Origin of the sequence: Nonomuraea sp. NPDC049480, assembly GCF_044465905.1 — a bacterium.
In the GTDB taxonomy this organism is placed as follows: domain Bacteria; phylum Actinomycetota; class Actinomycetes; order Streptosporangiales; family Streptosporangiaceae; genus Nonomuraea.
The window spans coordinates 461293-485735 of the sequence record NZ_JBITMD010000006.1 but is presented as its reverse complement, the minus strand read 5'-3'; the positions used below and the strand labels follow the sequence as shown (position 1 = coordinate 485735).

Annotated in this window: 20 protein-coding genes and 3 pseudogenes; 13 read left to right on the top strand and 10 right to left on the bottom strand. The window is 69.6% G+C overall.

What is annotated here, in order from left to right:
• Positions 1-62: 62 nt before the first annotated feature.
• Positions 63-533 carry a MarR family winged helix-turn-helix transcriptional regulator gene (locus ACIBX3_RS20910; RefSeq protein WP_397119290.1) on the bottom strand — a complete coding sequence of 157 codons (471 nt, stop codon included), beginning with the start codon at positions 531-533 and terminating at the stop codon, positions 63-65.
• A gap of 510 nt (positions 534-1043) precedes the next feature.
• Between ACIBX3_RS20910 and ACIBX3_RS20905 the strand changes: the two genes are divergently transcribed.
• On the top strand, positions 1044-2555 hold the full coding sequence (locus ACIBX3_RS20905; RefSeq protein WP_397119288.1) for an MFS transporter: 1512 nt from the start codon (positions 1044-1046) through the stop codon (positions 2553-2555).
• Between the two features lie 167 nt (positions 2556-2722).
• On the opposite strand, the gene ACIBX3_RS20900 is transcribed toward ACIBX3_RS20905, so the two are convergent.
• The 3 genes from ACIBX3_RS20900 to ACIBX3_RS20890 are packed head-to-tail and all read right to left on the bottom strand — an operon-like array spanning position 2723 to position 5466.
• On the bottom strand, positions 2723-3526 hold the full coding sequence (locus tag ACIBX3_RS20900; RefSeq protein WP_397119286.1) for a citryl-CoA lyase: 804 nt from the start codon (positions 3524-3526) through the stop codon (positions 2723-2725).
• Entirely contained in the window at positions 3523-4680 is a 1158-nt protein-coding gene (locus ACIBX3_RS20895) for a CaiB/BaiF CoA transferase family protein (RefSeq protein ID WP_397119284.1), read from the bottom strand. Before ACIBX3_RS20895 ends, ACIBX3_RS20900 begins: the two co-directional genes overlap by 4 nt.
• Before the next feature lie 9 nt (positions 4681-4689).
• Positions 4690-5466, bottom strand: coding sequence for an IclR family transcriptional regulator (locus tag ACIBX3_RS20890; RefSeq protein WP_397119282.1), 777 nt, complete (start codon positions 5464-5466; stop codon positions 4690-4692).
• Between the two features lie 176 nt (positions 5467-5642).
• Between ACIBX3_RS20890 and ACIBX3_RS20885 the strand changes: the two genes are divergently transcribed.
• The 7 genes from ACIBX3_RS20885 (at position 5643) to ACIBX3_RS20855 (ending at position 15655) form a co-directional block, all read left to right on the top strand.
• Positions 5643-7091, top strand: a complete 1449-nt coding sequence (locus ACIBX3_RS20885) for an aldehyde dehydrogenase family protein (protein ID WP_397119280.1) — start codon at positions 5643-5645, stop codon at positions 7089-7091.
• Positions 7088-8899 (top strand): thiamine pyrophosphate-binding protein, encoded by a 1812-nt coding sequence (locus ACIBX3_RS20880; RefSeq protein WP_397119278.1) that lies wholly within the window; start codon positions 7088-7090, stop codon positions 8897-8899. The genes ACIBX3_RS20885 and ACIBX3_RS20880 overlap by 4 nt, the downstream gene beginning before the upstream one ends.
• 98 nt (positions 8900-8997) lie before the next feature.
• On the top strand, positions 8998-10140 hold the full coding sequence (locus ACIBX3_RS20875; protein ID WP_397119276.1) for an ABC transporter substrate-binding protein: 1143 nt from the start codon (positions 8998-9000) through the stop codon (positions 10138-10140).
• 2 nt (positions 10141-10142) lie between these two features.
• The gene (locus tag ACIBX3_RS20870) at positions 10143-11012 is read left to right on the top strand and encodes a branched-chain amino acid ABC transporter permease (RefSeq protein ID WP_397119274.1); all 870 of its coding nucleotides are present in this window, start codon (positions 10143-10145) and stop codon (positions 11010-11012) included.
• Positions 11009-12793: an ATP-binding cassette domain-containing protein gene (locus ACIBX3_RS20865; RefSeq protein ID WP_397119273.1), complete on the top strand. Its 1785-nt coding sequence runs from the start codon at positions 11009-11011 to the stop codon at positions 12791-12793. The genes ACIBX3_RS20870 and ACIBX3_RS20865 overlap by 4 nt, the downstream gene beginning before the upstream one ends.
• Positions 12790-13491: an ABC transporter ATP-binding protein gene (locus ACIBX3_RS20860; RefSeq protein WP_397119271.1), complete on the top strand. Its 702-nt coding sequence runs from the start codon at positions 12790-12792 to the stop codon at positions 13489-13491. Before ACIBX3_RS20865 ends, ACIBX3_RS20860 begins: the two co-directional genes overlap by 4 nt.
• 100 nt (positions 13492-13591) lie before the next feature.
• A complete protein-coding gene (locus ACIBX3_RS20855) occupies positions 13592-15655 on the top strand; it encodes a PQQ-binding-like beta-propeller repeat protein (protein WP_397119269.1) in 2064 nt (687 codons plus the stop codon).
• A 148-nt stretch (positions 15656-15803) separates the two neighbouring features.
• Here ACIBX3_RS20855 and ACIBX3_RS20850 read toward each other — a convergent pair whose 3' ends face one another.
• On the bottom strand, positions 15804-16649 hold the full coding sequence (locus tag ACIBX3_RS20850) for a shikimate dehydrogenase (RefSeq protein WP_397119267.1): 846 nt from the start codon (positions 16647-16649) through the stop codon (positions 15804-15806).
• Between the two features lie 534 nt (positions 16650-17183).
• Positions 17184-18146 (bottom strand): helix-turn-helix transcriptional regulator, encoded by a 963-nt coding sequence (locus ACIBX3_RS20845; RefSeq protein ID WP_397119265.1) that lies wholly within the window; start codon positions 18144-18146, stop codon positions 17184-17186.
• Positions 18147-18208: 62 nt separating this feature from the next.
• Between ACIBX3_RS20845 and ACIBX3_RS20840 the strand changes: the two genes are divergently transcribed.
• Both ACIBX3_RS20840 and ACIBX3_RS20835 read left to right on the top strand, forming a co-directional pair.
• A complete protein-coding gene (locus ACIBX3_RS20840) occupies positions 18209-19324 on the top strand; it encodes an epoxide hydrolase family protein (protein ID WP_397119263.1) in 1116 nt (371 codons plus the stop codon).
• 100 nt (positions 19325-19424) lie between these two features.
• Positions 19425-19877 (top strand): DNA glycosylase AlkZ-like family protein, encoded by a 453-nt coding sequence (locus tag ACIBX3_RS20835; RefSeq protein ID WP_397119261.1) that lies wholly within the window; start codon positions 19425-19427, stop codon positions 19875-19877.
• Positions 19878-20028: 151 nt separating this feature from the next.
• Here ACIBX3_RS20835 and ACIBX3_RS20830 read toward each other — a convergent pair whose 3' ends face one another.
• Complete coding sequence (locus ACIBX3_RS20830) at positions 20029-20631, bottom strand: TetR/AcrR family transcriptional regulator (protein ID WP_397119259.1); 603 nt, start codon at positions 20629-20631, stop codon at positions 20029-20031.
• A 96-nt stretch (positions 20632-20727) separates the two neighbouring features.
• Between ACIBX3_RS20830 and ACIBX3_RS20825 the strand changes: the two genes are divergently transcribed.
• Entirely contained in the window at positions 20728-21549 is an 822-nt protein-coding gene (locus ACIBX3_RS20825) for a class I SAM-dependent methyltransferase (RefSeq protein WP_397119257.1), read from the top strand.
• 456 nt (positions 21550-22005) lie between these two features.
• Here ACIBX3_RS20825 and ACIBX3_RS20820 read toward each other — a convergent pair.
• A pseudogene (locus tag ACIBX3_RS20820) lies at positions 22006-22131 on the bottom strand (LuxR C-terminal-related transcriptional regulator); the annotation flags it as partial.
• Between the two features lie 27 nt (positions 22132-22158).
• Here ACIBX3_RS20820 and ACIBX3_RS20815 point away from each other — a divergent pair.
• Both ACIBX3_RS20815 and ACIBX3_RS20810 read left to right on the top strand, forming a co-directional pair.
• Positions 22159-22641 (top strand): annotated as a pseudogene (locus ACIBX3_RS20815) (IS5 family transposase); the annotation flags it as partial.
• 116 nt (positions 22642-22757) lie between these two features.
• Positions 22758-23591 carry a polysaccharide lyase gene (locus ACIBX3_RS20810; protein WP_397119255.1) on the top strand — a complete coding sequence of 278 codons (834 nt, stop codon included), beginning with the start codon at positions 22758-22760 and terminating at the stop codon, positions 23589-23591.
• A gap of 204 nt (positions 23592-23795) precedes the next feature.
• On the opposite strand, the pseudogene ACIBX3_RS20805 reads toward ACIBX3_RS20810, so the two are convergent.
• Positions 23796-24041 (bottom strand): annotated as a pseudogene (locus ACIBX3_RS20805) (response regulator transcription factor); the annotation flags it as partial.
• A complete protein-coding gene (locus ACIBX3_RS20800; protein ID WP_397119338.1) occupies positions 24004-24360 on the bottom strand; it encodes an ATP-binding protein in 357 nt (118 codons plus the stop codon). The gene ACIBX3_RS20800 and the pseudogene ACIBX3_RS20805, both read right to left, overlap by 38 nt.
• Between the last annotated feature and the right edge of the window lie 83 nt (positions 24361-24443).

Genomic DNA, 24443 nt, shown 5'->3' with positions numbered 1-24443 from the left:
CGTGCCACGAACAATAGTAGTTCGTGATGCGAACTGCAACTCGGGACGGTTTCAATGCCCGGTCACGGGCGGGCTCCTTCGCCGGGCTCCAGGAAGACCACGGGGACCTTGTTGTCCTGCACGACGCGGCCGAGCAGACCGGCGAGCGTGTCGCGGTCGGCGCCGGCCAGTCCCGTCGTCAGGTTCTCGATGCGCTTGCAGGCCTCCACATAGAACTCCTCCGCGATCCTGGAGCCCTTCCTGGTGAGCGCGATCCGCACCGCACGCGAGTCCTGCGGATCCGGTTTGCGCTGGACCAGGCCGTTGCGCTCGGTGCGGTCGACCAGGCCGGTGAGGCTCGACTTGGCCAGCCCCAGCATCGCGCCCAGCTCGCTCATGCCGTACGGCTGCGCCATCAGCACGCACAACAACTGCCCCTGCTGCGAGGTGAGACCATATTCCCTGGCAGACTCGGCGTACACGGCGTTCACCAGGAACGTGGACCGCACCAGCGCGGCCACCACCCCGATCTGGCCCTCATCATGCTTTGCCACGCGTTCAGGGTAGCATTCAAATATCATACAATTCGCATGACGAACTACCTCTGCTCGGCTCTCGCCATCGTCCGGGCCGCCGGCACCCGGCTTGGAGCCGGGAACCCGGCGTGTCGACCACGATGACCAACAGCGGCATGGCCACCACCGCGGCGAGCGGCCGCCACCGGTCCATAGACCTCATTTGTGCAGATCAGGGTCTTCTCCGCCGGGGGTCCTCCGCAGGATGTCGCAATGAATCACTACTCCCCGCGATGCAGCGCGGCCGATCCTACTACCCAGGTGCCAGGCGGAGCAGTCTCCCCGGGCATGATGACCGCCGACCGGCCCGGATACCACGATGTCCGGCATGCACACGATCCGAGTCAAGGGCGCGTTCCGCTACGTGAGCCCGGAGAACTGCCGGCCATCACCCCTCACCCCGAACCCCGGCACGAGCGGGTCCGCGGCTACGAGAACAGCGCAGAGGACTGAGTCGCGTTGACAAGCAGGGACTCAGCAGGCGCAAGCGTGGGCATCGAGTCGGGTCCTCGGCCGGGGATCACCCTTGCCGTGGTGGCCATCGTGCAGTTCATGGTGTCGCTGGACCTGTCGGTCGTGAACGTCGGACTCCCGCAGATCGCTGCCGGCCTCGGCTTCAGCACAGTGGGCCTGACCTGGGTGATCCACGCCTACGCGCTCACCTTCGGCGGGCTGCTCCTCCTGGGCGGCAAGGCCGCCGACCGGTACGGGCGCAAGCGGGTCCTGCTGTTCGGGCTCGGCCTGTTCGGCCTCGCCTCGCTCATCGGCGGCTTCGCCCAGGAACCCGGCCATCTCGTCGCCGCCCGTGCCGTACAGGGCATCGGGGCCGCCGCACTGGCTCCGGCCGCGCTGGCGCTGCTGACCGCGACGTTCCCCACGGGCAAAGCCCGTATTCGGGCCTTCGGAGTATGGAGCGCGATGAACGCCGCCGGGGGCGCCCTCGGCGTCCTGATGGGCGGCCTGCTGACCGAGTACGCCGGCTGGCGCTGGGTGATGTTCGTGAACGTGCCGATGGCCGCTTGCGCGCTGGCCCCGGCCTGGCGGGGTATCGTCGCCGGCCCGCCCCCCGTTCGCAGCGGCCGTCCGGACGTCCTCGGCGCCGTCCTGGCCACGGCGGGCATGACCCTGCTGGTGTTCGGCCTCGTCCGCACCGAGCAGTATTCGTGGGCCTCGCCGATCACCGTGACGACTCTGGCGATCGCCGCCGCGCTGCTGGCCGCCTTCATCTACGTCGAGCGGACCACCGCCCGCGAACCGCTGATCCGGCTCGGCCTGTTCGCCAACCGCTCGGTCATCGGGGCAAACGCCTACACCCTGCTGGTCGGGGCAGCCATGGCCTCGGCCTTCTATTTCCTGTCTCTCTACCTGCAACGAGTGCTCGGGATCGGGCCGGCCCTGGCCGGGATGGAGTTCCTGCCGTTCGCCCTCGGCGTGGTCGCCGGCTCCGTGCTCGCCGTCAAACTCGGCTACCGTCTCCCGCCGCGGACCCTTCTGGTCATCGGCGGGCTGCTGACCGCGACCGGGTTGGCCTGGTTCGGCCTGATCAGCCCAGACGGCGCTTTCGCCACCGACGTCCTGGGGCCCTCGATCGTCGCCAGCGTCGGCTTCGGGCTCTGCCTCGCACCGGTCGTCTCCACCGCCACCGCCGGCGTCGCGCCCCACGAGACCGGCACCGCCTCGGGCCTGCTCAACAGCTCACGCCAGATCGGCGCCTCACTCGGGCTGGCCACCCTCGGCAGCGCGGCCCACCACCGCACGGGCCAGACCGCCACGCCCGAGGCGCTCAACGACGGATACGCGCTCGGCCTGACCCTCAGCGCCGCACTCCTGGTCGCCGCCGTCCTCATCGCCCTCACCGTCCTGCGCCGGACCAGCCCGCCACCACAGCCCGAGCAGAGCGATGACCGTGATTCGCTCTCCGCCCCGGATGGACGAGCAATCCACCCCCATGCCACGACCCGCCAGTTGGAAGATCACCGAAGAGAGGATGCCTCGGCATGACCGTTACCTGATCGACCTCTTCGCCTCTTTTGTCCGCCTTGATCAAGGCGCACAGGTGCACGCCGGCTCATAGTGGGTCGTCTTGCGATCCAATGGCCCATCGCACAGGCAGCCGCAGAAACACGACGACGCCAAGGCCGCCGCCGTAGCGTCAGGGCTCCCTCGCCCTACAACCAGGTCGGCAGGATGGCCGGCGGGATCGGGCCCTTGTTCCGCCGGCCCTGGCCGGATTCCTCCCAGGCGTGGGCCAGGATTCCGACGCTCCTGCTGAGCACGAAGAGCCCGCGCGCCAGCGGAGGTGGAAAGCCCAGCTCTGCGTAGACGACAGCGGTCGCGCCGTCGATGTTCATCGGCACCGGCGCGATCAGCTCTTCCACCTCCAGCGCGGCACGCAGGTGCGTGCCCGCGACCACGCCCTCCACGGTCGCGTCCGTCACCAGGCGGAGCAGTGGGTCGCGGCGTGGGTCGCGGGTGTGGAAGCGGTGCCCGAAGCCGGGCAGGTATCTGTCGCGGGCCCGCCACCGGGCCACCACGGCGGCCGCGTCGCCGTCTCGTACGACCTCCTCGAGCAGTTCCACGCACTGCTCTCCCGCGCCGCCGTGCACGTCGCCGAGCAGGTTGACGCCGGTGGCGACGGCGTTGTTGAGCCCCACCCCGCAGGTGATCGCCATCCGCGCGGCGGCGATGGACGGCGCATGGGGGCCATGGTCGACCGACGAGACCAGCGCCGCCTCAAGCAGCGCGGCCTGGCGCGGGTCAGGCCGCTCGCCGCGGAGCATGAGCCAGATCATCTCGGCGAGGCTGATCCGCCCGATGAGGTTCTGGACCGGCTCGCCCCGCAGTTCGATGAGGTCGGGCTCGATGCGGGACACCGCTGTCGCCCACCAGTCGGCCACCTCGCTCATGGCGCTCCCCTGCGGAGGCGCCACATCGCTGCTGTGGCTGTCGGTCCGCTCACTTCCCTCGCTCACGGCGCCGCCCCGAACTCCTCGTTGTGCTGGCCGAGCAGGGGCGGAGGCCCGTGCGGGCGCAGCGGCACGCCGTCGACGACGACACCGTTGCCCGTGACGGTGACGTGGCGCTCCCCGGCGCCGGCGAGCGGCACGTCTGTCAGGAAGCCACGCTGCCGCACCTGCTCCAAGGCCAGGGCCTGCGGGACGGTGAGGATGCGGGCGGCGGGTACGCCTTCGCGGGCGAGGATCTCCTCCCACTCCCGTGCCGTCTTGCCGCGCAGTGCCTGGTTGAGCTCCTGGTTGAGCGTCTGACGGTGCCGCTTGCGAGACTCTCTGCCGGCGAACCGGGGATCGGCGGGCAGATCCGGTCGCCCGATGAGCCGGCACAGCGTCTCGAACTGGGCCTGCTGGTTGGCGGCGATGTTGAGCGGCCCGTCGGCGGTCTCGAACGTGCCCGAGGGAGCGGCGGTGGCGTTCTGGTCGCCCATCGGCTCCGGCTCGACGCCGCTGACCAAATAATTGGAGACCGTCCAGCCCATGGCGGAAATGGACGCCTCCAGCATGGACAGGTCCAGGAAGCAGCCTTGCCCGCTGCGGTGCCGGCCGGCCAGCGCGGCGGAGACCGCCAGGGCGGCCATCAGGCCGCCGATCGTGTCGCAAAGGGGGAATCCGACGCGCAGCGGGACCGTCTCGGGGGTGCCGGTGACGCTCATCATGCCGGACAGTCCTTGGATGATCTGGTCGTAGGCGGGGGCCGCGCTCATCGGCCCGCTCTGGCCGAACCCGGAGATCGCGCAGTAGACCAAGCCGGGGTTCAGTGCCCGCAGCCGGTCCCAGTCGTAGCCGAGCCTGGCCAGCACTCCGGCCCGGAAGTTCTCCAGGAGGACGTCGGCGCCGGCGACCATCGACTCGAAGGCGGCCCGGCCCTCCGGGCTCTTCAGATTGAGCTCGACCGACTTCTTCCCGGCGTTCTGCGCCAGAAAGGATGCACCCATCTGCTCCTGGTTGAGCTCGGGGTCGGGGCCGAGGCGGCGGGCCAGGTCCCCGTGACCGGGCATCTCGACCTTGACCACCTGCGCGCCGAACAGCATCAGCTGGTAACTGCAGTACGGCCCGGCCAGCACGTTGGTCAGGTCGACGACCTTGACGCCCTCCAGTGGCAACTGCCGCATTCACTCTCCTCAAGAGGTCAGGGGATGGTCGAACCCGCGCTCCGACATGCGCTTGGCCGCCTCCCGCAGGTCCGCGACGAACTCCTGGACGCGGTCCTCGCCGAAGCGCACGGTCGGGCCGCTCAGCGTCAGCGCCGCCAGGGTCGTCCCAGAGCCGCTCGTCACGGGCACGGCCACCGCGGACAGGCCGGGCTCACGTTCGCCGTGACTGACCGCGTGCCCGTCATGCTCCGCCTGCTCGATCCACGCCCGCAGCGTCGCCACGTGGGTCTCGCCATGAGGAGAGGAACGCGCGACGCGGGCGAGCAGCCGCGGGGAAGCGTCCTTGAGCAGGACCTTCGACGAGGCGCCCGCCCACAGCGGCAGCTCGTCGCCGACCCGCACCACGTGACGCAGCGACTGCGGGCTCTCCTGCTGGGCGATGCACACGCGGTGGATGTCGCGCAGCACGTAGAGGTTGACGGTCTCCCGTTGCCGGGCGCCCAGCTCACGCATGAGCTGCACGGTCTCCGGCGGCAGCTCCCAAGCCGAGCGGGCCAGGTGCGCCCACCGCCACAGGGCGGGGCCGGCCGCGTAGCCCTTCGGTGTGTTCCACAGCAGTCCCATCTGCTCCAGGGTCTGCAGCAGGCGCAGCGCCGTCGTCTTGGCGAGCCCCGTCTCGTCGACGACCTCGCGGATGGTCAGCGTCCGCCGCTCCTCGGTGAGCAGTGACAGGATGTCGAATGCCCGCTGGACGCTGCGCACGCCGCCGCTCTCGCCTGACGCTGCGGGAATGTTCGAAGGCACGGGGTCCTCGCTAGTGGATCGAAGGCGAACTCGGTGTTCACCATCTCATGTGGTCCGCACGCTAACACTGAGTCCGTTTAGCGGTCCATATGCTCCACTGTACGGATTTGCCTCTTGCCAGAATGCCATGCGGCGTTCCACACTGCGGTTCACACGAACCACACAGCGGAGCCGTGATGAAGACAATCCCCGAGACCGGCTGTCTGGTCGCCGGCGAATGGCTGACCGATGGTCCGCATGCCGACCGCGTCGGTCCCTACCTCCGGCAGACCGTCAGCCGCGCGCGTACCGCTCAGGACGACGACATCGCGGCAGCTCTCGCCTACGCCAGGCGGGCGGCCAAGCACGTCGCGCGGCTGGCCCCCGCCACGCGGGCCGACATCTTGGAAGGCGCCGCCGCCGCGGTCACCGTGCACGGGGAGGAGTTGGCCCGGCTGCTGGCGCTCGAACTGGGCAAGCCGCTCAAGGACGGGCGTGGCGAGATCGTCCGGGTGGCCGACACCTTGTCCGTGGCCGCCGCCGAGGCCAGGATGATCGGCGGCGAGGTGCTGCCGGTTGCGGGCTGGGGGCGCGGGGTCGGCAACACTGCGCTCACCCAGCGCGCCCCCGCGGGACCCGTACTGGCGATCACGCCGTTCAACGCGCCCGCGAACCTGCTGGCGCACAAGCTCGCCGCGTCCTTCGCCGCGGGCAACACCACCATCGTCAAGCCGCCGCCGCAGGCCCCGGCCGTCTCCACTGCACTGGTGGAGCTGCTGCTGGAGGCGGGGATGCCGGTCGAGGCCGTGCAGGTTCTGCACGGCGGCGGCGACGTGGGGGCGCGGTTGTGCGCGGCGCCGGAGATCGCCGTGGTGAGCTTCACTGGCGGCCTCGCGGCCGGACGCGCTGTCGCGCACGCCGCCGGGCCGAAGCGGGTCCTCCTGGAACTCGGCGGCAACGCCGCGACCATCGTCTGCGAGGACGCCGACATCGCGGAGGCGGCGCGGATCTGCGCCCGCACCGGCTACAGCAACTCCGGGCAGAGCTGCATCTCGGTCCAGCGCGTCTACGTTCAGCGCAGCCGATTCGACGAGTTCGCCGACGCGCTGACCGGCGAGGTCAAGGCGCTGGCCGTGGGCGACCCTCTCGACGCGGCGACCGACGTCGGTTCGATGGTGGACGACGACGCCGCCGAACGCGTCGTGCGATGGACGGCCGAGGCGGCCAGGGCGGGGGCGACGGTCACTGCGGGCGGCACCCGTACCGGCGCGGTGATGGCCCCCACCGTCGTGGTCGCCCCGCCCCGCGACGCCAGGGTCGTCCGCGAGGAGGTGTTCGGCGCGCTGGTCGCCGTGCTGCCCTACGACGGCTTCGACGAGGTGCTCGAGGAGTGCAACCGCAGCACGTACGGCCTGCAGGCCGGGTTGTTCACCCACGACGTGCGCCGCATCGTCGCCGCCTGGCGCGAGCTGGAGGTCGGCGGTCTGGTGGTCAACGGCTCCTCCAATTTCCGCCTCGACCACGTCCCGTTCGGCGGCGTGAAGGATTCGGGCATCGGCCGCGAATCGCCCCGCTGGATGATCGAGGACTTCACCGTCACCAAGACCTTGCTCCTGCGCGGGCTGACCATCTGGGGAGAACAGTGACGCCGACACCATCCGGCACGGCCGCCCACGCGCTCGTCGCACAGCTTGAGGAACTCGGTGTCGAATACATCTTCGGCACTTGCGGCCACACCAACATCGCCGTGCTCGACGCGCTGGCCGACAGCTCGATCCGATTCGTCATCGCCCGCCATGAGCAGGCCGCCGCGCACGCCGCCGACGGCTACGCCCGCGCCTGCGGCAAGCCGGGCGTGCTGCTGGTGCACGTCGGACCCGGCCTGACCAACGCCACCACCGGCGTCATGACCGCCGCGCTCGACTCGGTGCCCGTGGTGGTGATCTCCGGGGACGTCCCCTCCTACTACCACGGCCGCCATCCTCACCAGGAGATCAACCTGCACGCCGACGCCGACCAGGCGTCGATCTTCCGCCCGTTCGTCAAGCGGGCCTGGAATGTGCACCGGGCCGAGGACCTGGGCAGGGCCGTAGAGCGGGCCTTCTGGACGGCGATGGCGGGACGCCCCGGAGCCGTGCTCGTCAACGTGCCGATGGACGTCTTCTCCCGGCCCGCGGCGCCGTACCCGCCGATCAGCCACGCGGCGCCCCCTGACCTGCCGGAGGCGACCGCGGAGCTGATCGCCGCGACGCTGGCCACCGCGGACCGGCCCCTCATCTACCTCGGCGGCGGCCTGCGCGAGGACACCGTCGCGGACCCGGCGACATCGAGCACCGTCGCGGACCCGGCGACATCAAACACCGTCGCGGACCCGGCGACGTCGAGCACTGCGGCGCTGCTCGCGCTCGCCGAGCACCTCGACATCCCGATCGTCCACTCACTCATGGCCAAGGGCACCGTCCCGGATGCCCATCCGCTGGTGCTGGGCATGCCCGGGTTCTGGGGACTGGAGCTGACGAACGCTTATGCCCGGGAGGCCGACGTGGTGCTCGCCCTGGCCACCCGGTTCGCCGAGACTGACGCGAGCTCGTGGGACCCTCGCTACACGTGGCGACTCGGCGAGAGCGGGAGGCTCATCCAGATCGACATCGATCCCGCCGAGATCGGCCGCAACTACCCGGCGGAGATCGGCGCGGTGGCCGACGTGGGGCTCGCGGTCAAGGCGCTGGCGGACGCCGCCAAATCGCACGCGGCCCGTAGCCGACCGGTGCTGCGGAAGCAGATCCACGAAGCCAGGTCCGGTTTGTTCGTCGCGAGCAGGGAGCGTGGCCTCAGCGGGGACTTCCCGCTGAGGCCCGAGCGCATCCTGGCCGATCTGCGCTCCTCGATCCCGGCCGACGCGGTCCTGGTCACCGACGTCGGCTGGAACAAGAACGGCGTGGCCCAGTGCTACGAGCTCCCGGCCGAAGGGCGTTTCATCACTCCCGGCGGCGCCTCCACGATGGGATTCGGCCCGGCCGCCGCCGTGGGGGTGCAGCTCGCGCAGCCGGACAGGACGGTGGTGGCGCTCGTCGGCGACGGCGGCATGAGCGCGCAGTTGCCGGCTCTGCCCCTCGCGGTGGAGCAAGGCGCGCCTGTCGTCTTCGTCGTGATGAACAACCGGTCGCACGGGACGATTTCCGACCTGCAGTCGGCCCACTTCGGGCGCAGCCACGGCTGCGACTTCACCGACGCCGCCGGACGGCCCTACAGCCCTGACTTCGCCGCGCTCGCCGTGGCGTGCGGTGCCGACGGCCACACCGTTTCCACTCCGGCCGAGTTCGGCCCGGCTCTCCGCGCGGCTGTCGCGAACCGGCGTCCCGCCGTGATCGACGTTCCGATGGTGAACGAACCGGTGCCTACCCCTGGTCACTGGAACATCAAGGACATCTACCAAGGACTTTTCGGCAACTGAAACCGTTGCACGTTCGATATTCCCAAACCGTGCCCCATCGGCCTATAACGAACGTACTAGTCCGTGAATTAACACTCACGCATCCCCCGAGGTGAACCGTGTCCTTCGCGAGATTCTCCATCGCCGCGGCGGCGCTCATAGCACTCGCCGCCTGCGCTCCGCCCGGCCAGTCGTCCGAGTCCGGAGCCGGCGCGACCGGCCCCATCAAGATCGCCAACGCCAACGCCCAGAGCGGCCAGCTCAGCTCGCTCGGCCAGTGGGAGCACAAGGGCGTCAAGCTGGCCATCGACGAGGTGAACAAGGCCGGCGGGATCAACGGCAGGCAGATCCAGCTCGACCTGTTCGACAGCCAGGGGGACCCGACCGTCGGCACCAACGTGGCCAGGAAGATCGTCAGCGAGGGCTACGTCGCGATGCTCGGCACCGCCGAGAGCGCGGTCACCCTGGCCATGGCCCCCATCCTGAAGGATGCCAAGGTCCCGAACATCACCTCGGGTCAGTCGCCCAAGCTGGCCGAGCTGAAGAGCCCGTTCCTGTTCCTCAACGCGCCCACGAGCGTCACCTTCGACGAGACGCTCGCCGAATACCTCGTCGACGACAAGGACCGCAAGAAGATCGCACTGATCAGCAACAACGGCGCCTACGGCAGCGGCGAGCACGACGCCTTCCTGGCCGCCCTCAAGACCAGGAACGTCACCCCGCTCGCCGACGAGGTCGTCACCCCCGACCAGAAGGACTTCAACTCCAACCTCGCCAAGATCCGCGAGCAGGACCCGGAAGTGCTGTTCATCGGCGCCGAGGAGGTCCAGTCAGGGCTGATCGCCAAGCAGGCGCGCGAGCTCGGCATCAAGGCGGCCTTCGCCGGCGGCGCCCCAATGGGCACCGACGTGTACGCCACCACGGCCGGCCTGAAGAACGCCGAGGACTCCATCGTCAGCTCGCCCTACCTCAGCAACGACGCCACCGATCAGATCAAGCAGTTCGCGGCCAAGTACAAGGCCGCCTACAACGAGGACGCCCGCATGCACGTCGCCAAGGCCTACGACGGCGCGTCCATCCTCATCGAGGCGCTCAAGCAGACCAACGGCGAAGGCGGCCAGAAGCTGGCCGACGCCATCCGCGGCGTCAAGCGCGCCGGGCTCCTCGGCACCTACAACTTCGACGCCAACGGCGTCGGCATCCACGAAACCAAGATCGGGCTGGTCAAGGACGGCAAGGTCGTTCCCGAGGCCGCGAGCTGAACGTGCAGGTATTCCTCCAGACCCTGATCGGCGGGATCACCTTCGGAGCGGTGTACGCGCTGGTGGCCATGGGGTTCTCGATCGTCTACCGCACCATGGGCCTGGTCAACTTCGCCCACGGCAGCGTGGTGATGATCGGCGCGTACGCCGCCTCCACGTTCTACCTGGCCACCCAGCTGCCGTTCGCCGTCGCGACCGTCGTGGCCATCGCGGTCACCGGCCTGATCGGCCTGGTGATCGAGCGCTTCCTGCGCCCGCTGGAGAACAAGGACTTCACGCTGATGCTGATCGGCACGATCGGCTTCGGCGCCGTCCTGGAGGCGGGCGCGGTGCTCATCTGGGGAGCGACGGGCCACGCCGTCCCCTCCCCTGTGGCGACCGAGCCGATCGACCTCGGCGGCATCCGCATCCCCACGTACAACCTGCTCGTCATCGCCGTGGCCGCGGCGGCCACCGGACTGCTGGCGCTGTTCCTGCAGCGCACCAAGCGCGGCGCGGCCATGCAGGCGGTCGCCATGGACCACCAGGCCGCCACCGCGGTCGGCATCCACGTCGGCCGCAGCAACGCGCTGGCCTTCGCCATCGGCGCGGGCCTGGCGGCACTGGCGGGCAGCCTCGTCGGACCGATGCTGTACGTCAATCCGACGATGGGCGGCACGCTCGGCATCAAGGGCTTCGCCGCCGCCATGCTGGGCGGCTTCGGCAGCATGCCGGGCGCGATCGTCGGCGGGCTGGCCTTCGGGCTGCTCGACTCCTTCGCCGCCGGCAACTTCCAGGAGTACTCCGAGCTGGTCACGTTCCTGGTCTTCGCCGTCGTGGTCATGATCCGGCCCATGGGCATCTTCGGAGAGGCGACGGTGAACCGCGCATGAGACGTCTGGCCTGGCTCGTCCCTGTGGCGGTCGCCGCCTGGCTGTTGCCCTACGGTCTGGGCGGCTACTCGATGCACGTCGCCGACGTCGCCATCATCTTCGCGATTCTGGCCATCGGCCTCGGCCTCACCATGGGCGTGGCCGGGCAGATCAACCTGGCTCAGGTCGCCTTCTTCGGCGTCGGCGCGTACACGGTGGCCATCCTCACCACGCAGGCGGGCTTCGGCTTCTGGACCGCGGCCGTGCTGGCGGTGGTCGCCGCCCTGGTGTTCGGCGCACTCGTGGGGATCCCCGCATTGCGGATGCAGTCCCACTATCTGGGGATCGTCACGCTGGGCCTGGCCCTGGCCTTCACCAACTGGGTCACGAACGCCCACGTCGCCGGCCGGGCAGAAGGCATCAGCGACATTCCGGTCCCGCCGATGTTCGGTATCGACCTGTCCAGCGGCTACCTCTTCTATTACGTCGAGCTGATCGTCTTCGCCCTCGCCCTCGCCTTCGCCCTGCTGGTCACGCACTCTCCGCTGGGCCGGCGGCTGCGGGCGATGCGTGACGACGACCTGGCGGCCGGCGCGCTCGGCGCGGAGATCCCGCTGCTGCGCATGACCGCCTTCGTCCTGTCCGGCCTTTACGGCGGCGTCGCGGGTGTGCTGTACGCGGGGCTCATCCGCTTCGTCGCGCCCGAGTCGTTCAACATCGCCAACATGTTCCTGCTCCTGGCCATGGTGATCATCGGCGGCCGCAGCAGCATCCTGGGCTGCGTCGTCGGGGCCGTCGCGCTCTCACTGGTCAGGGAGGCGCTGCTGGACGCCTCCGCCTACGCCCAGCTCGGCTACGGCCTCGTGGTCGTGCTCGTGGTGGTGTTCGCGCCCAAGGGGCTCGCGGGCCTGCCCCGGCAGCTCCTGCGCCGGCGCGGCAACGGCTCGCGCGCCCAGCTCGGCCCGTTCCGGCCGTACGAGCCCGGGCCTCCTGCCGCACCGGGTGACGTGCTGGAAGTCCGGGACGTGACCAAGCGCTTCAAGGGCCTGGTCGCGCTCGACGAGGTGTCCCTCACCGTGCCCACAGGGCAGATCCGCGGCATCGTCGGCCCCAACGGCTCGGGCAAGACCACGCTGTTCAATGTGATCAGCGGCTTCTACACCCCCACCCAAGGGTCGATCCTCCTGCGCGGGCGTGACGTGACGGGGATCGCGCCGTACCGGCTGTCGCAGCGGGGCGTCGCGCGGACCTTCCAGAACCTGCGCCTTTTCGAAGATCTCAGCGTGCGCGAGAACATCCTCCTCGGCCTGGACCGCACACCGACCACCTGGATCTGGCGCTACCCGGGCCTGCCGTGGAAGGTGCTGGGATACGAACGGGCACTGCGCGCGCGGGCCGAGGAGCTCATCGAGCGGTTCGGGCTCACCGAGGTCGCCGAGGCCGAGCCGCGCTCGCTGCCGTACGGGATCCAGCGCCGCATCGAGCTGGCCCGCGCCATGGCCATGTCCCCGGGTCTGCTCCTGCTGGACGAGCCCGCCGCCGGAATGAACGGCGAGGAGGTGCGCCGGCTCGCCGAGATCGTCCGCTCCATCAGGGACTCCGGCGTCACCGTCGTGATCATCGAGCACAACATGGGCCTGGTCATGTCGCTGTGCGAACATGTCACCGTCCTGTCCGGCGGCCGCGTCATCGCCGACGGCCCACCGGCCGAGGTCGCCGTGCACCCGGACGTGGTCACCGCCTACCTCGGCGACTCGATGGCCGCCCCCACCGAAGCCACCGCCGAGGAGGCGACCCGATGAGCACACTCACCGTCGAGAACCTCTCGGTCCGGTACGGCGGCGTCCGCGCCGCCCACGACGTCTCCTTCACCGTCGAGCCCGGCCAGTCGCTCGGGATCATCGGCGCCAACGGCGCCGGCAAGACCTCCACCCTCAAGGCCGTCATGGGTCTCGCCCCGCGGCAGGCCACCGCCATCCGCTTCGGCGGACACGACCTCGCCCGCGCGCCCGCGCACACCCTGGTGCGGCACGGCATCGGGTACGTGCCGGAAGGACGCCACGTCTTCCCCGGTCTCAGCGTCGAGAAGAACCTCCTGCTCGGCGCCTACGCCGGCAGCTGGAAACGCACGCCCATCGACGAGGTGTACGACATCTTCCCGGTGCTGCGCGAGATGCGCCATCGCCTGGCCGGGGCACTGTCCGGCGGCCAGCAGCAGATGCTGGCGGTCGGCCGCGCGCTGATGTGCCGTCCCAAGGTGATGCTGCTGGACGAGCCGTCGATGGGGCTGTCGCCGATCCTCGTCGCCGAGATCGCCGCGGTGCTCAAACGGCTCAACGCCGACGGGCTCGCGATCCTGCTCGTCGAGCAGAACGCCAAGCTGACGTTCGACGTCACCACCACCTGCCTGGTCATGGAGAACGGCGAGATCGCCGCCACCGGCACCTCGGCCGAGCTCCGCGACGATCCCCAAGTCCGGCGCATCTACCTCGGCCTGTAACCGGCCCGCCCGGGCCGCCGCCTGGGCGGCCTTCGGGCTGCCGTTCTTTTCCGGAAAATCGGATCGATTGGTCCACTTGGTGGACCAGCAAGGAGTCGTCATGGTCCGTCGCAGAGAATTACTCATGGGCACCGTCGCCGCCGTCGCGCTCGCGGGCGCCGGCGCCGGAGAGGCCGCCGCCACCGGCCGCTCTCACAAGAACTTCCCCAAGGTCGGCGGGAATCTGGCGAACCAGAACTACAGCGGGCTGCGCGGGCTGCACCGTGGCAACATCAGGCGGCTGCGGGGGGCGTGGGTCAACCACATCGAGGGCGGGCTCATGGCGGGCAACAGCCAGAGCACGGCCGTGGCGGTGGACGGCGTCCTGTACGTCGAGTCGGCGCTGGGCAACGTCGTCGCGGTGGACGGTCGTACCGGCGCCACCAAGTGGAAGTACGAGCAGACCCGCGGCGCCGTCACCAGGCGCGGGGTGGCGGTCGGCGCCGGCAAGGTCTTCACCTGCGCCAACGACAACTGGATCGTCGCCCTGGACCAGAAGACCGGCCAGGTGGTCTGGGAGCGGCAGCACAACGGCTACGGCAACCTGGAGAAGGTCGCCGTCGTCTACCACGACGGCATGCTCTACTGCGGCACCAACGACGGTCCGCGCGGTGCCGCGCTCGCTTTCGACGCCGACGACGGCGACCTGGTCTGGCACTTCTGGGGCACGCCGGGGGCCGGCGAGTTCGGCAACGACACCTGGGAGGGCGACTCCTGGCAGACCGGCGGGGCCACGCCGTGGATGCACTGCGCCATCGATCCCGAGCTGGGCCTGGTCTACTGGACGTTCGGCAACGCCCGGGGCAGCCGCTCCTCCCAGGACGGCTCGCAGCGCGGCGGCCAGAACCTGTTCGCCAACTCGATCGTGGCGATGGATCTGAAGACCGGCGCCTACCGCTGGCACTTCCAGTCGATCCATCACGACATCTGGGACATGGACAACGTCATGGCACCGGTCCTGGTCGACGTCCGCGTGCACGGCCGGATGCGCAAGCTGGTCGTGTACGGCAGCAAGACCGGCATGTACTACATCCTCGACCGATCCGACGGCTCCGCCCCGCTGGGCATCGACGAACTGCCCGTGCCGCAGGAGCCCCGGCAGAAGACCTGGCCCACCCAGCCTTTCCCACGCCAGGGCGGCTGGACCGAGCTCACGCCGGTGTGGCAGCCGCTCGGCACCGAGATCCCCGGTCTCCCGCACCGGGCCGTCCCCAACTACAAGATCGGCTCGCTCTACACGCCCCACTGGGACGAGCCGATCCTCACCATCCCCGGGCACGGCGGCGGCGCCGACTGGAACCACCAGTCCTACAGCCACAGCACCCGCCTGGTGTACACCGGCTTCGGCTACGTGGCCGCCGCCCACTCCCTGACGGAGGCGTCCAACGGGCTGCGGCCACCGGGCGAGTACATGACGGGCGGCGTCGTGGCCGTGGATCCGAGCACGAACCGGATCCGGTGGAAGAAGAACATGCCCTACTCGCTGGCCCACGGCAACGGCATCCTCACCACCGCCACCGACCTGCTGTTCATCGGCCAGCCGGACGGCAACCTGCTCTGCCTGGACGCCCGCGACGGGCGGGAGCTATGGCGCTGGCAGACGGGTGCCGCCGTCAGCAGCTCCCCCATCTCGTACGAGATCGACGGCGAGCAGTACATCGCGGTGTACGCAGGCGGCACCGGCATCCCGTACGGCAACTCAGCCCCGCGCGGCGACCACCTGTGGACCTTCAAGCTGGAGGGAACCGTGCCTCCGGCCGCGACCCCGCCTCCTCCCGCGGTCCGCCGCCCGGTCTCCGGAGGCCCGGTGGACGGCGCCGCTGTGAACAACACCGTCGTGCTCGCCCGCACCTACGAGAACGGACAGGTCGGCACGGTCGAGTCCGCGGCGGTGAACGCCATGGCCCCGACCCACCTGCGGGTGCCGGTCGGGACCACCGTCACGTTCGTCAACCCCGCGGACAACGTCCACGTCCACGGGGCCACCCAGTTCTTCGAGGGCCTCTTCGACGTGCGGCTCAAGCCGGGCGAATCATTCCAGTACACCTTCACCAAGCCGGGCGAGTACTTCTTCAACGACAGCCACAGCCCGCGGCCCACCGGCAAGATCGAAGTCACTCACTGATCACGGCGACGCTCGGCCGCAGCAGCGCGAACCGCTCCAGGACCCGCGGATCGTGGCCGGCGGCCGGCTCCCTGATCCGGTCGAAGGCGCCGTACACGCCGGGCATGCCGAGAACCATGCGTACCGAGCCGTCCGCACGGTTCCTCCTTCAGATGGCGGCCAGTTCGGTCAGGTGGGTGAGCATGCGCTCTGTGTCCGGAGTACGGCCGGTGAACAGGCGGAAGGCGTGCGCGGCCTGGAAGACGACCATGCCGCCGCCGTCCAGCGTCCGGCAGCCCAGCGCGCGAGCCTGCTTGAGCAGCTCGGTCTCCAGCGGCCGGTAGACGATGTCGGCCACCCACAGGCTCGGATGCAGCAACGACGCATCCAACGGCGTGCCCGGGTGGTGTGCCATCCCGGTGGGGGTCGCATGCACCAGCCCGTCCGCCCGCGCCAGCAGCTCCGGCAGCTCCCGCCGGTCGGCCGGGCGCGCCCGCTCGGGGCCGAAGCGCGCGGCCAGCTCGTCGGCAAGAGCGTAAGCGCGTTCCGGCTCGGCGTCGACGACGATGACATGGTCGGCGCCCATGGTGAGCAACGCATGCGCGACCGCCGCGCCCGCGCCTCCGGCGCCGAGCTGCACGATCTGCCGTGTCGGCGCGTCCGGCAGGCCGCGGGCGAACGACTCGGCGAAGCCCGTCCAGTCGGTGTTGTGCCCGATGGCGCGTTCGCTGTCGAAGACCACGGTGTTGACCGCGCCCAAGGTGCGGGCGTCTGGGGAGAGCTCGTCCAGGTACGGGATGACCGTCTGCTTACAGGGGTGGGTGATGTTGAGCGCGTCATAGCCGAACCGGCGGGCCGTACGCACGAGCTCTCCGACGTCGAGGCCCAGGCGGTCGGTGTCGAGCAGGCGGTAGACGTAGTGCAGCCCGTGGTGGGCGGCCTCCCGCTCGTGGAGCGGAGGACTGAGCGAGGGACCGATGCCCGAGCCGATCAACCCGATCAGGAACGAGGCCATCAGTTCTTCCTCTCCAGCACGTGCGAGACCGGGCCCGTTGAGGACCGTACGCGGGACATGATTCCCTAATGTACGTACTAGTGAGTTAGGTGACTAGATGCCAAGCTCATGCGGGGGCCGGAATGGTGCTCACCTCGGCCGCGCCTGCTGAACATGGTGGCCGGCAGGTCATGGGTGGTGCTGGATCTCACGGCCTTCGTCCAGCGTCCAGCTCCCCCACGCCCTCGACGACCACAGGGGCGCGCGAGCTCGGAGGGCGCGCGTTGCACTTGAAGGTGTCGGGGTTCGTGTGCAGGGCCGGGACGCATGTCAGCGTCCGGGCCCACCGCGTACTGCAGGACGAAGGCGGCGTAGCCGAGGGGCTTGAGCCACTCGCCGTGGTGGGTGTACCCCCGCCGGGGCGAACGACGAGGCCGGGGACCGGGTCTCCAGCTCGTCTTGGAGGGCCTGCGGTGCCGATGGGGGCTCCCAGGCCGCTGCGGTCGAAGGCCCGCCGGCCAAGGAGTGACATCGACCGGCTCATGGAACAGGTTGTCAGGCGGTCGCTCGTGTGTACCGGTCGGCGAGACGGCGCAGGTGCGCGAGGAGTTCCGGCGGCCCGGTGACGTCGAAGTCCGCGCCGAGCAGGCCGAGGTAGACGCCGAGGGTCTCGACCGTATCCGCGCCGGTGTGCAGGACGCAGGTGCGTTCGTCGACGCGTTCGACTGTTCCGACCGCCGGGTTGATCCGATCGGCGACGACGTCGGCCGGCGCGTGCACGGTGACCTTCACCCGGTAGCGCCAGGCGGCGGCGGATACCCGGCGTGACACGTACGCGGCGACGTCTCCGTCGGGCAGGTCGCGCGGTGTGAAACGGGGGCCGGTCGGGGTGCGAGGTCGTATCCGGTCGACGCGGAAGGTACGCCAGTCGCCCCGCTCGACGTCCCATGCCAGCAGGTACCAGCGGCGGCCCCAGTTGACCAGCCGGTACGGCTCGACGGTGCGCACAGTGGCCGCACCGGCATGGTCGTGGTAGTCGAACCGGAGCCGTTCCCGGTCACGGCAGACCGCGGTCAGGGTGGTCAGGATTGACGGGTCGACACTGGGACCGGCGTCGCCGTCGCGGGAAACCGGCACCATGTAGGCCTGCAGGGTGTTGACCCGGCGCCGCAGCCGGGACGGCAGCACCTGCTCCAGCTTCGTCAGCGCCCGCAAGGACGCCTCCTCAATCCCCGCGATGGCGCCATTGGTCGCGGTCCCGAGGCCGACCGTGACGGCGACCGCTTCCTCGTCGTCGAGCAGCAGCGGCGGCAGCGCGGCGCCGGCGCCGAGACGGTAGCCGCCGGTGGCGCCGCGCGTGGCCATTACGGGGTAACCGAGGCTGCGCAGGCGCTCCACGTCGGTGCGCACGGTCCGTCCGCTCACCCCGAGGCGCTCGGCGAGTTCGGCGCCGGTCCAGTCGCGTGACGTTTGCAGGAGGGAGAGCAGCCGCAGGAGGCGGGCGGAGGTTTCCAACATTGTTCAAGGATTCCAGACAATTAGGATCAGAGTCGTCCTAATAGTCCGACAGAGTCGATGACATGACCGAGATCCGCGAATTCCGCATCGACATCCCGCAGGCCGACCTCGACGAGCTGACCGAGCGTCTGGCCCGGGTCCGCTGGGCCAACGAGCTGCCCGACGCCGGCACCGGCTACGGCGTCTCGCTGCAGTACCTGCAGAGCCTCGTCCAGCGGTGGCGCGACGGGTACGACTGGCGCGCGTGGGAGGCGAAGCTCAACGAGTACCCGCAGTTCACCACGGTCATCGACGGGCAGAACGTGCACTTCCTGCACGTCCGCTCACCCGAGCCGGACGCCACGCCACTGCTGCTCACACACGGCTGGCCGACCACCATCGTCGAGTACCTGGATGTGATCGGCCCGCTGAGCGACCCGCGAGCCCACGGCGGCGACCCGGCCGACGCCTTCCACCTGGTGATCCCCTCGGTGCCCGGTTTCGGCTTCTCCGGCCCGACCACCGAGCCGGGCTGGAACCGGTACCGGATCGCGAAGGCGTGGGCCGAGCTGATGCGCCGCCTCGGCTACGAGCGCTACGGCGCGCACGGTAACGACGGCGGCTCGCTCATCTCGCCCGAAGTGGGCCGCTGCGATCCCGGGCACGTCATCGGCGTGCACGTCACCCAGGTCTTCTCCTTCCCCTCCGGCGACCCGGCCGAGCTGGCCGGCCTGTCCGAAGAGGACCAGAAGAAGGTCCAGTTCCTGCAGTGGTGGGTGGAGAACGGCGGCGCGTACGACAAGCTGCAGTCCACCGCACCGCAGACCCTGGCACACGCGCTGGCCGACTCGCCGGTGGGGCAGCTGGGCTGGAACGCGCAGCTGCTCGGCCCGAACCTCGACCCGGACTACGTGCTGACCAACACGATGATCTACTGGCTCACCAACACCGCCGCGTCATCCGCGCGCTTCTACTACGAGGACTTTCACGCCACCGACAGGCCGACCGAACCCACCACCGTGCCGCTCGGGCTGGCGAACTTCGCCTCGGACTTCCAGTCGATCCGCCCGTTCGCCGAACGCGACCACAAGAACATCCTGTCCTGGAACGTGTACGACACGGGCAGCCACTTCGCCGCGCACGACGCGCCCGACCTGCTGGTCGACGACATCCGCGGCTTCTTCCGCCGGCTCCGCTGACCTCGGCCGGCCCGGGAACGGGTGGCGAGCGCCCGCCACCCGTACCCCTGTTCTGACCCGCCGCGCCGACCTCACCCCACTGCAGGCCATCGAGCGTCTTGTGGGCTTGCAGGCGCAGCCTCCGCACACCTGGCATGCAGGACTGTGGACCCGACTCACCGAGTGCCGGCCCCGAGGATGTCGCGGAGCCGTTCACCGAGCGGCGCTGGACACCGACGAGGTGGTGGCAGCGGGTCGGGAGCTGCTCGATGAGCGGCCCTGCACCCCGGGCGAGCTCGGCCGGCTGCCGGCCCAGCGGTGGCCGGACCGCGACCCGGCGAGCCTCGCCTACGCGGTGCGCAACCTGCCGCCTGTGGTGCAGGCCCCGCCACGTGGGATGTGGGGCGCCGGACTTTCGCCGGCAGAACTTCGAGCCGCACGGACCGGTTCCCCGTCCGGTGTTCCTCGACGGCTTCACGGCGGGGACCTGGACGTTCGCCACGGCGCGGGGCGCGGCGACGCCGACCGTGCGCCCCGTTCGCGCCGCTGTCCGCGTCCGACCGCGACGCGTTGACCGTCGAGGGCAGGGCTGATGGACCGGACCGATGAGGACCCTCACGACGCGGTAGTGGTCGTCCGTCGAAGGTGTCCGTCGAAGGGGCCCCGGCAGCAACAAGGCGTCCTACCTCCGGTCACAGCAACAGCCGTCCTCGCAGGACCTCAGCTCACAGCAGTCGTCTTTGCACGACATCGGCGATGACGGCGTCCACGACCTTGCTGACTTCCCCAGGCTCCGGAGGGACCCCCTCCCGGCCGGCGAACAGCATGTGCCCGGCCCCGATCAGGGAGAGCGCCAGCGCGTCCACGTCGGCGTCCGCCGCGATGCGGCCCAGCTCGCACTCCTCGTTGAGGTAAGCGGCGATCATGGCCGCGGCATCCGTCAGGACCGGGACGCCGGGACCCGGCCGGGCCTGGCGCAGCCGGGCGCGCAACTCGTCCCGGAAGATGACAAGACCGACGATCGCCACGGCGACCGAGTCGAACACGGCAATCAGCGCCCCGGTCAGGTTGCCGGCGACGGTGCCGGTCCCGGCGGAGCCGCGCAGGGCTGAGGCCTGGCCCTCGAGCCGGGCGATGCGGCCCTGCACGAGCTCGCCGAGGAAGGCGTCGAAGTCCTCGAAGTGCCGGTGCAGGACACCCTTGGCGACGCCCGCCTCCGCCGTGACGGCCCGGCTGGTCAAGCCGCTCGCCCCGTCCCGGAGCAGGACGCGCTCGGCCGCGTCGAACAGCTGCTCCCGCACATCCCGGAGGGCCACTCCAGTGGGCATCGCCCGCTCCTCCTTCACACGCCTTGCGCCCGCCCTTCGCTCACCGCGAACTGCGGTCCGGTTGCCGAGTGGGCGCGTGCCCACTATGGTGGGCGCATGCCCACTATAGCGCAGGAGCAGCCAGAGCCTCCGCGGAACGAGCCTCATAAGGCCAGGCAGATGGCGGAGTCGTTCGGGGTCGACGCCGAACGCTACGACCGGGCCCGGCCCCACTATCCCGACGCCCTGGTCCAGCAGATCATCGCCGCCAGCCCCGGCCCCGACATCGTCGACGTCGGATGCGGCACCGGCATAGAAGCCCGTCAGCTCCTGGCGGCCGGGTGCAAGGTGCTGGGTGTCGAGCCGGACGTACGGATGGCCGAGTTCGCCCGCCGTACCGGGGTCGAGGTCGAGGTGGTGACGTTCGAGGACTGGGACGCCGCCGGTCGTACCTTCGACGCGGTCGTCGCCGGGCAGTCCTGGCACTGGGTGGACCCGGTCGCGGGCGCAGCCAAGGCGGCGCAGGTGCTGCGTCCCGGCGGCCTGCTCGCGGTGTTCGCACACGCGTACGACCCGCCGCCCTTCGTCGCGGAGGCGTTCGCCACCGTCTTCCGGAAGGTGGCACCCGACTCGCCACTCAACGCCGGACCGCCGAGGCCGGCCCAGGACATCTACCAGGCCATGTTCGCCACGTTCGCCGACGGCATCCGGAAGGCGGCCGGATTCGGCGAGCCGGAGCAGCGGAGATTCGACTGGGAGCAGTACTACAGCCGCGACGATTGGCTCGACCTGCTGCCCACCACCGGCGCGCTCACCCGGCTTCCACCGGACAAGCTGGCCGAGGTGCTGGAGGGCGTCGGAGCCGCCATCGACGCGATCGGGGGCGGCTTCACCATGGCCTACACCACGATGATGATCACCGCGTCACTGAACACCTGAGCCGTCCGCCACTGCGAGGGCGCTGGTTCAGGAGAACTCGTTCACCGGCGACGTCACCTGTACCCGCTCTCACGTCGCTCGTCCTGGACCCAGAGTCGCGTCGTGCCCGGCACGGGGACGATGTCGACGATGCGGTCGGCTGGGCCGCCCACCGGTAAGGCCGATCTGGTCCATGGAGTGGCAGGAACGGCTCCAGTACCACCCACTGAGCGGCAGTCAGATCGCCACGGCCCACTCAGAGATCATCTTAGAAGTGGACCACCTGAGAGATCCGCTTCCGAAGAGTCCCTGGTGAGCCAGGCGGGCGGAGCCACCGCCATCCAGCGGTCCGATGAGGGGTTGCCGTTGTAGCCATCGACCCCGATGCCGGGGTTCATGGAGACCGCGTCGCACATGTAGTTGATCGGCCCGGCGGCGGGCCGGGCGGCGATGCCCCCAGGCCGTCCGGCGCCTGCGCTAACGCGGTGTGACCAGGCGCGCTTCGTAGGCGGCGATGACGAGTTGGGCGCGGTCCCGGGCCTGCAGCTTGGCCAGCAGGCGGCTGATATGCGTCTTCACGGTCCCGGGGCTCACTTGGAGCCGTCCGGTGGCGTCGATGTCGAGCCCGCCGACCACGGGCTGGGCCGCTCTCGGGGTGGGCTGACCACCAAGCTGCATCTGGCCGTCGAGCAGGGGCAGAAGCTGTTATCGCTGATCATCACTGCTGGTCAACGCGGGGATTCTCCTCAGTTCCAGCCCGTGCTGGAGCGGATCAGTGTGCCCCGGCTGGGGCCGGGACGCCCGCGTAAGCGTCCGGACAGGGTCCGTGCCGATAAGGCGTACGGCTCGCGCGCCAATCGCGCCTATCTGCGGAGGCGCGGCATCGCGTGCACGATCCCGGAGAAGGCCGATCAGATCCGTCACCGCAAGAACCGGGGCAGCCGAGGCGGTCGGCCGCCCACGTTCTGCAAGATCGACTACCGTGAGCGTCATGCCGTGGAATGCGGCATCAACCGGCTCAAACGCCACCGGGCCGTCGCGACCAGGTACGACAAGCTCGCCGTCCGCTATGAAGCCACCGTGACCATCGCCGCCATCAACGAGTGGCTGTGATCAACATATTCGGCATACCCGGAACATACCAACCGTCTTTATGATCGCGCTCCATTACGACGCGACGGAAGGCGACGAAAGTGACACCCCGGAACTACCGGCTGAATGCTGCCTGCGTGGCAGTGGTTGTCGGCTGCGTCGCGCTGCCGGCCACGCAACCGGCCACGGCGGCGGGCACCGCGACTGCGACGAGCGCTGCGACGGGCACTCTTAGGTTCACCTACGAGAACGGCGAGATCTCCTCGGGTACCGAACTCGAGGTCAACAAATGCTGCACACACTCGCTCAGGATCAGTTCCCTCGCACGGACCGGTCAGCGCGCGGTCATGAGCCAGCTGAAATACGGCGATCCGGAGGTCGAGGGCGGAGTCAGGGCGGAATCGCACACGCTCCACAACAAGGCCAGCCACTTCAGGTCGGGCACCACGGCCTACTACGGGTTCAGCATCTACATCCCGAGCACGTGGGAGAAGGACTCCAGGGAGGAGATCGTCTTCCAGTGGAAGCCGTGGCGCGACAAGTGCGAGGAGCAGAAGTGGCCCAGCGCGTTCCTCGCCGTGCAGCCCACCGGTAAGTTTCAACTGCGCGTCAACTCTGACGGCAACCGCTGCTCGACGTCCGCGTCCTTCCAGAAGGCCAGCTACAACCTGGCTGACGTGCAGCCGGGGCGGTGGCACGACTTTGTGTTCCACATCAAGTGGAGCCACGGCAGCGACGGCGCCCTCACCGGCTGGCATCAGACTCACAAGACGCCCGGCTGGAAAAAGGTCGTGAGCGCCACCGGGGCCAACACCTTCAACGACGACGCCGGGACCGAGGGCTATCTGAAGTGGGGGCTCTACAAGCCCGCGTGGAACACCGCACCGACTCTCGTCCAGAACCGGGTGATCTTCCACGACAACGTCGCCGTGGGCACGTCGTTCAACGCCGTCGACCCTGCGAAGAACTAAGGGATGTTGCAAAGCGGCTGTCGGTAGCGAGCAGCGGTCCAGAGTGGTGCATTGCGAGGCGGAGGAGGAATCAGCGTGGGGTTGCCGGCGACTGACGATGACTCGCGGGGCAGAGCAACGCCGCGAGATGCCGCGCTGGGCGTCGCGCAGTAGGACATGGCTTTTGAAACACCCCCTAGATCTCCGATCGAGGTCGAACGTGGTCAACATGAGAACCCGGGTATCCCCGGCGATCTGCTGGGTCGCGGTGATGCCGTCCATGTCCGGCATCCTGACGTCCATGAGCACCACATCGGGTGACTCCGTCCGGGCGAGCGCCACCGCCTGCTGTCCGTCGGCCGTTTCCCCGACCACGGTGAGATCGTCCTCCGAGTTGATCAGCAAACGGAAGCTGCCCCGCAGCAGTGCCTGATCATCGGCGATGAGCACCCGAATCAAGAGATCTCCCATAACGCGCCCACCGCGAGCAGACTCGGCGTGAGCCAGGCCGGTCAGGGATCTCCCATGACGCGTACACGCCGAACCCGCTCCCCGGCCGAGGCCCGGCCTCGAAGGCGCCGCCGTACATCATGGCCCGTTCACGCATCCCCGCAAGACCGTGTCCGCCCGTCTGGCCCGGCAGCACGCGCTGCCCCGGCCCGTCGTCGACCACGGAGATCCTCACAGTCCTGTCGACGACCGACACGCTGGCCTGGCAATGGGCGGGAGCGGCGTGCCTGACGACGTTGGTGATCGCCTCCTGAACGATGCGATAGACGGATAACCCCATGCTGTCGGGCACGGTTCCGCTCACCGAGAGGTCGACCTGCACGCCGGCCTCCGCCGCCCGGTCCGCCAGGGAGGGCAGGTCGG

Excerpts from the sequence above, each read along its gene's own strand:
- ACIBX3_RS20895 (WP_397119284.1), bottom strand. The coding sequence starts at position 4,680 with ATGCGGCAGTTGCCACTGGAGGGCGTCAAGGTCGTCGACCTGACCAAC.
- ACIBX3_RS20885 (WP_397119280.1), top strand. The coding sequence starts at position 5,643 with ATGAAGACAATCCCCGAGACCGGCTGTCTGGTCGCCGGCGAATGGCTG.
- ACIBX3_RS20865 (WP_397119273.1), top strand. The coding sequence starts at position 11,009 with ATGAGACGTCTGGCCTGGCTCGTCCCTGTGGCGGTCGCCGCCTGGCTG.
- ACIBX3_RS20860 (WP_397119271.1), top strand. The coding sequence starts at position 12,790 with ATGAGCACACTCACCGTCGAGAACCTCTCGGTCCGGTACGGCGGCGTC.
- ACIBX3_RS20855 (WP_397119269.1), top strand. The coding sequence starts at position 13,592 with ATGGTCCGTCGCAGAGAATTACTCATGGGCACCGTCGCCGCCGTCGCG.
- ACIBX3_RS20850 (WP_397119267.1), bottom strand. The coding sequence starts at position 16,649 with ATGGCCTCGTTCCTGATCGGGTTGATCGGCTCGGGCATCGGTCCCTCG.
- ACIBX3_RS20845 (WP_397119265.1), bottom strand. The coding sequence starts at position 18,146 with ATGTTGGAAACCTCCGCCCGCCTCCTGCGGCTGCTCTCCCTCCTGCAA.
- ACIBX3_RS20840 (WP_397119263.1), top strand. The coding sequence starts at position 18,209 with ATGACCGAGATCCGCGAATTCCGCATCGACATCCCGCAGGCCGACCTC.
- ACIBX3_RS20830 (WP_397119259.1), bottom strand. The coding sequence starts at position 20,631 with ATGCCCACTGGAGTGGCCCTCCGGGATGTGCGGGAGCAGCTGTTCGAC.
- ACIBX3_RS20825 (WP_397119257.1), top strand. The coding sequence starts at position 20,728 with ATGCCCACTATAGCGCAGGAGCAGCCAGAGCCTCCGCGGAACGAGCCT.
- ACIBX3_RS20800 (WP_397119338.1), bottom strand. The coding sequence starts at position 24,360 with ATGGGGTTATCCGTCTATCGCATCGTTCAGGAGGCGATCACCAACGTC.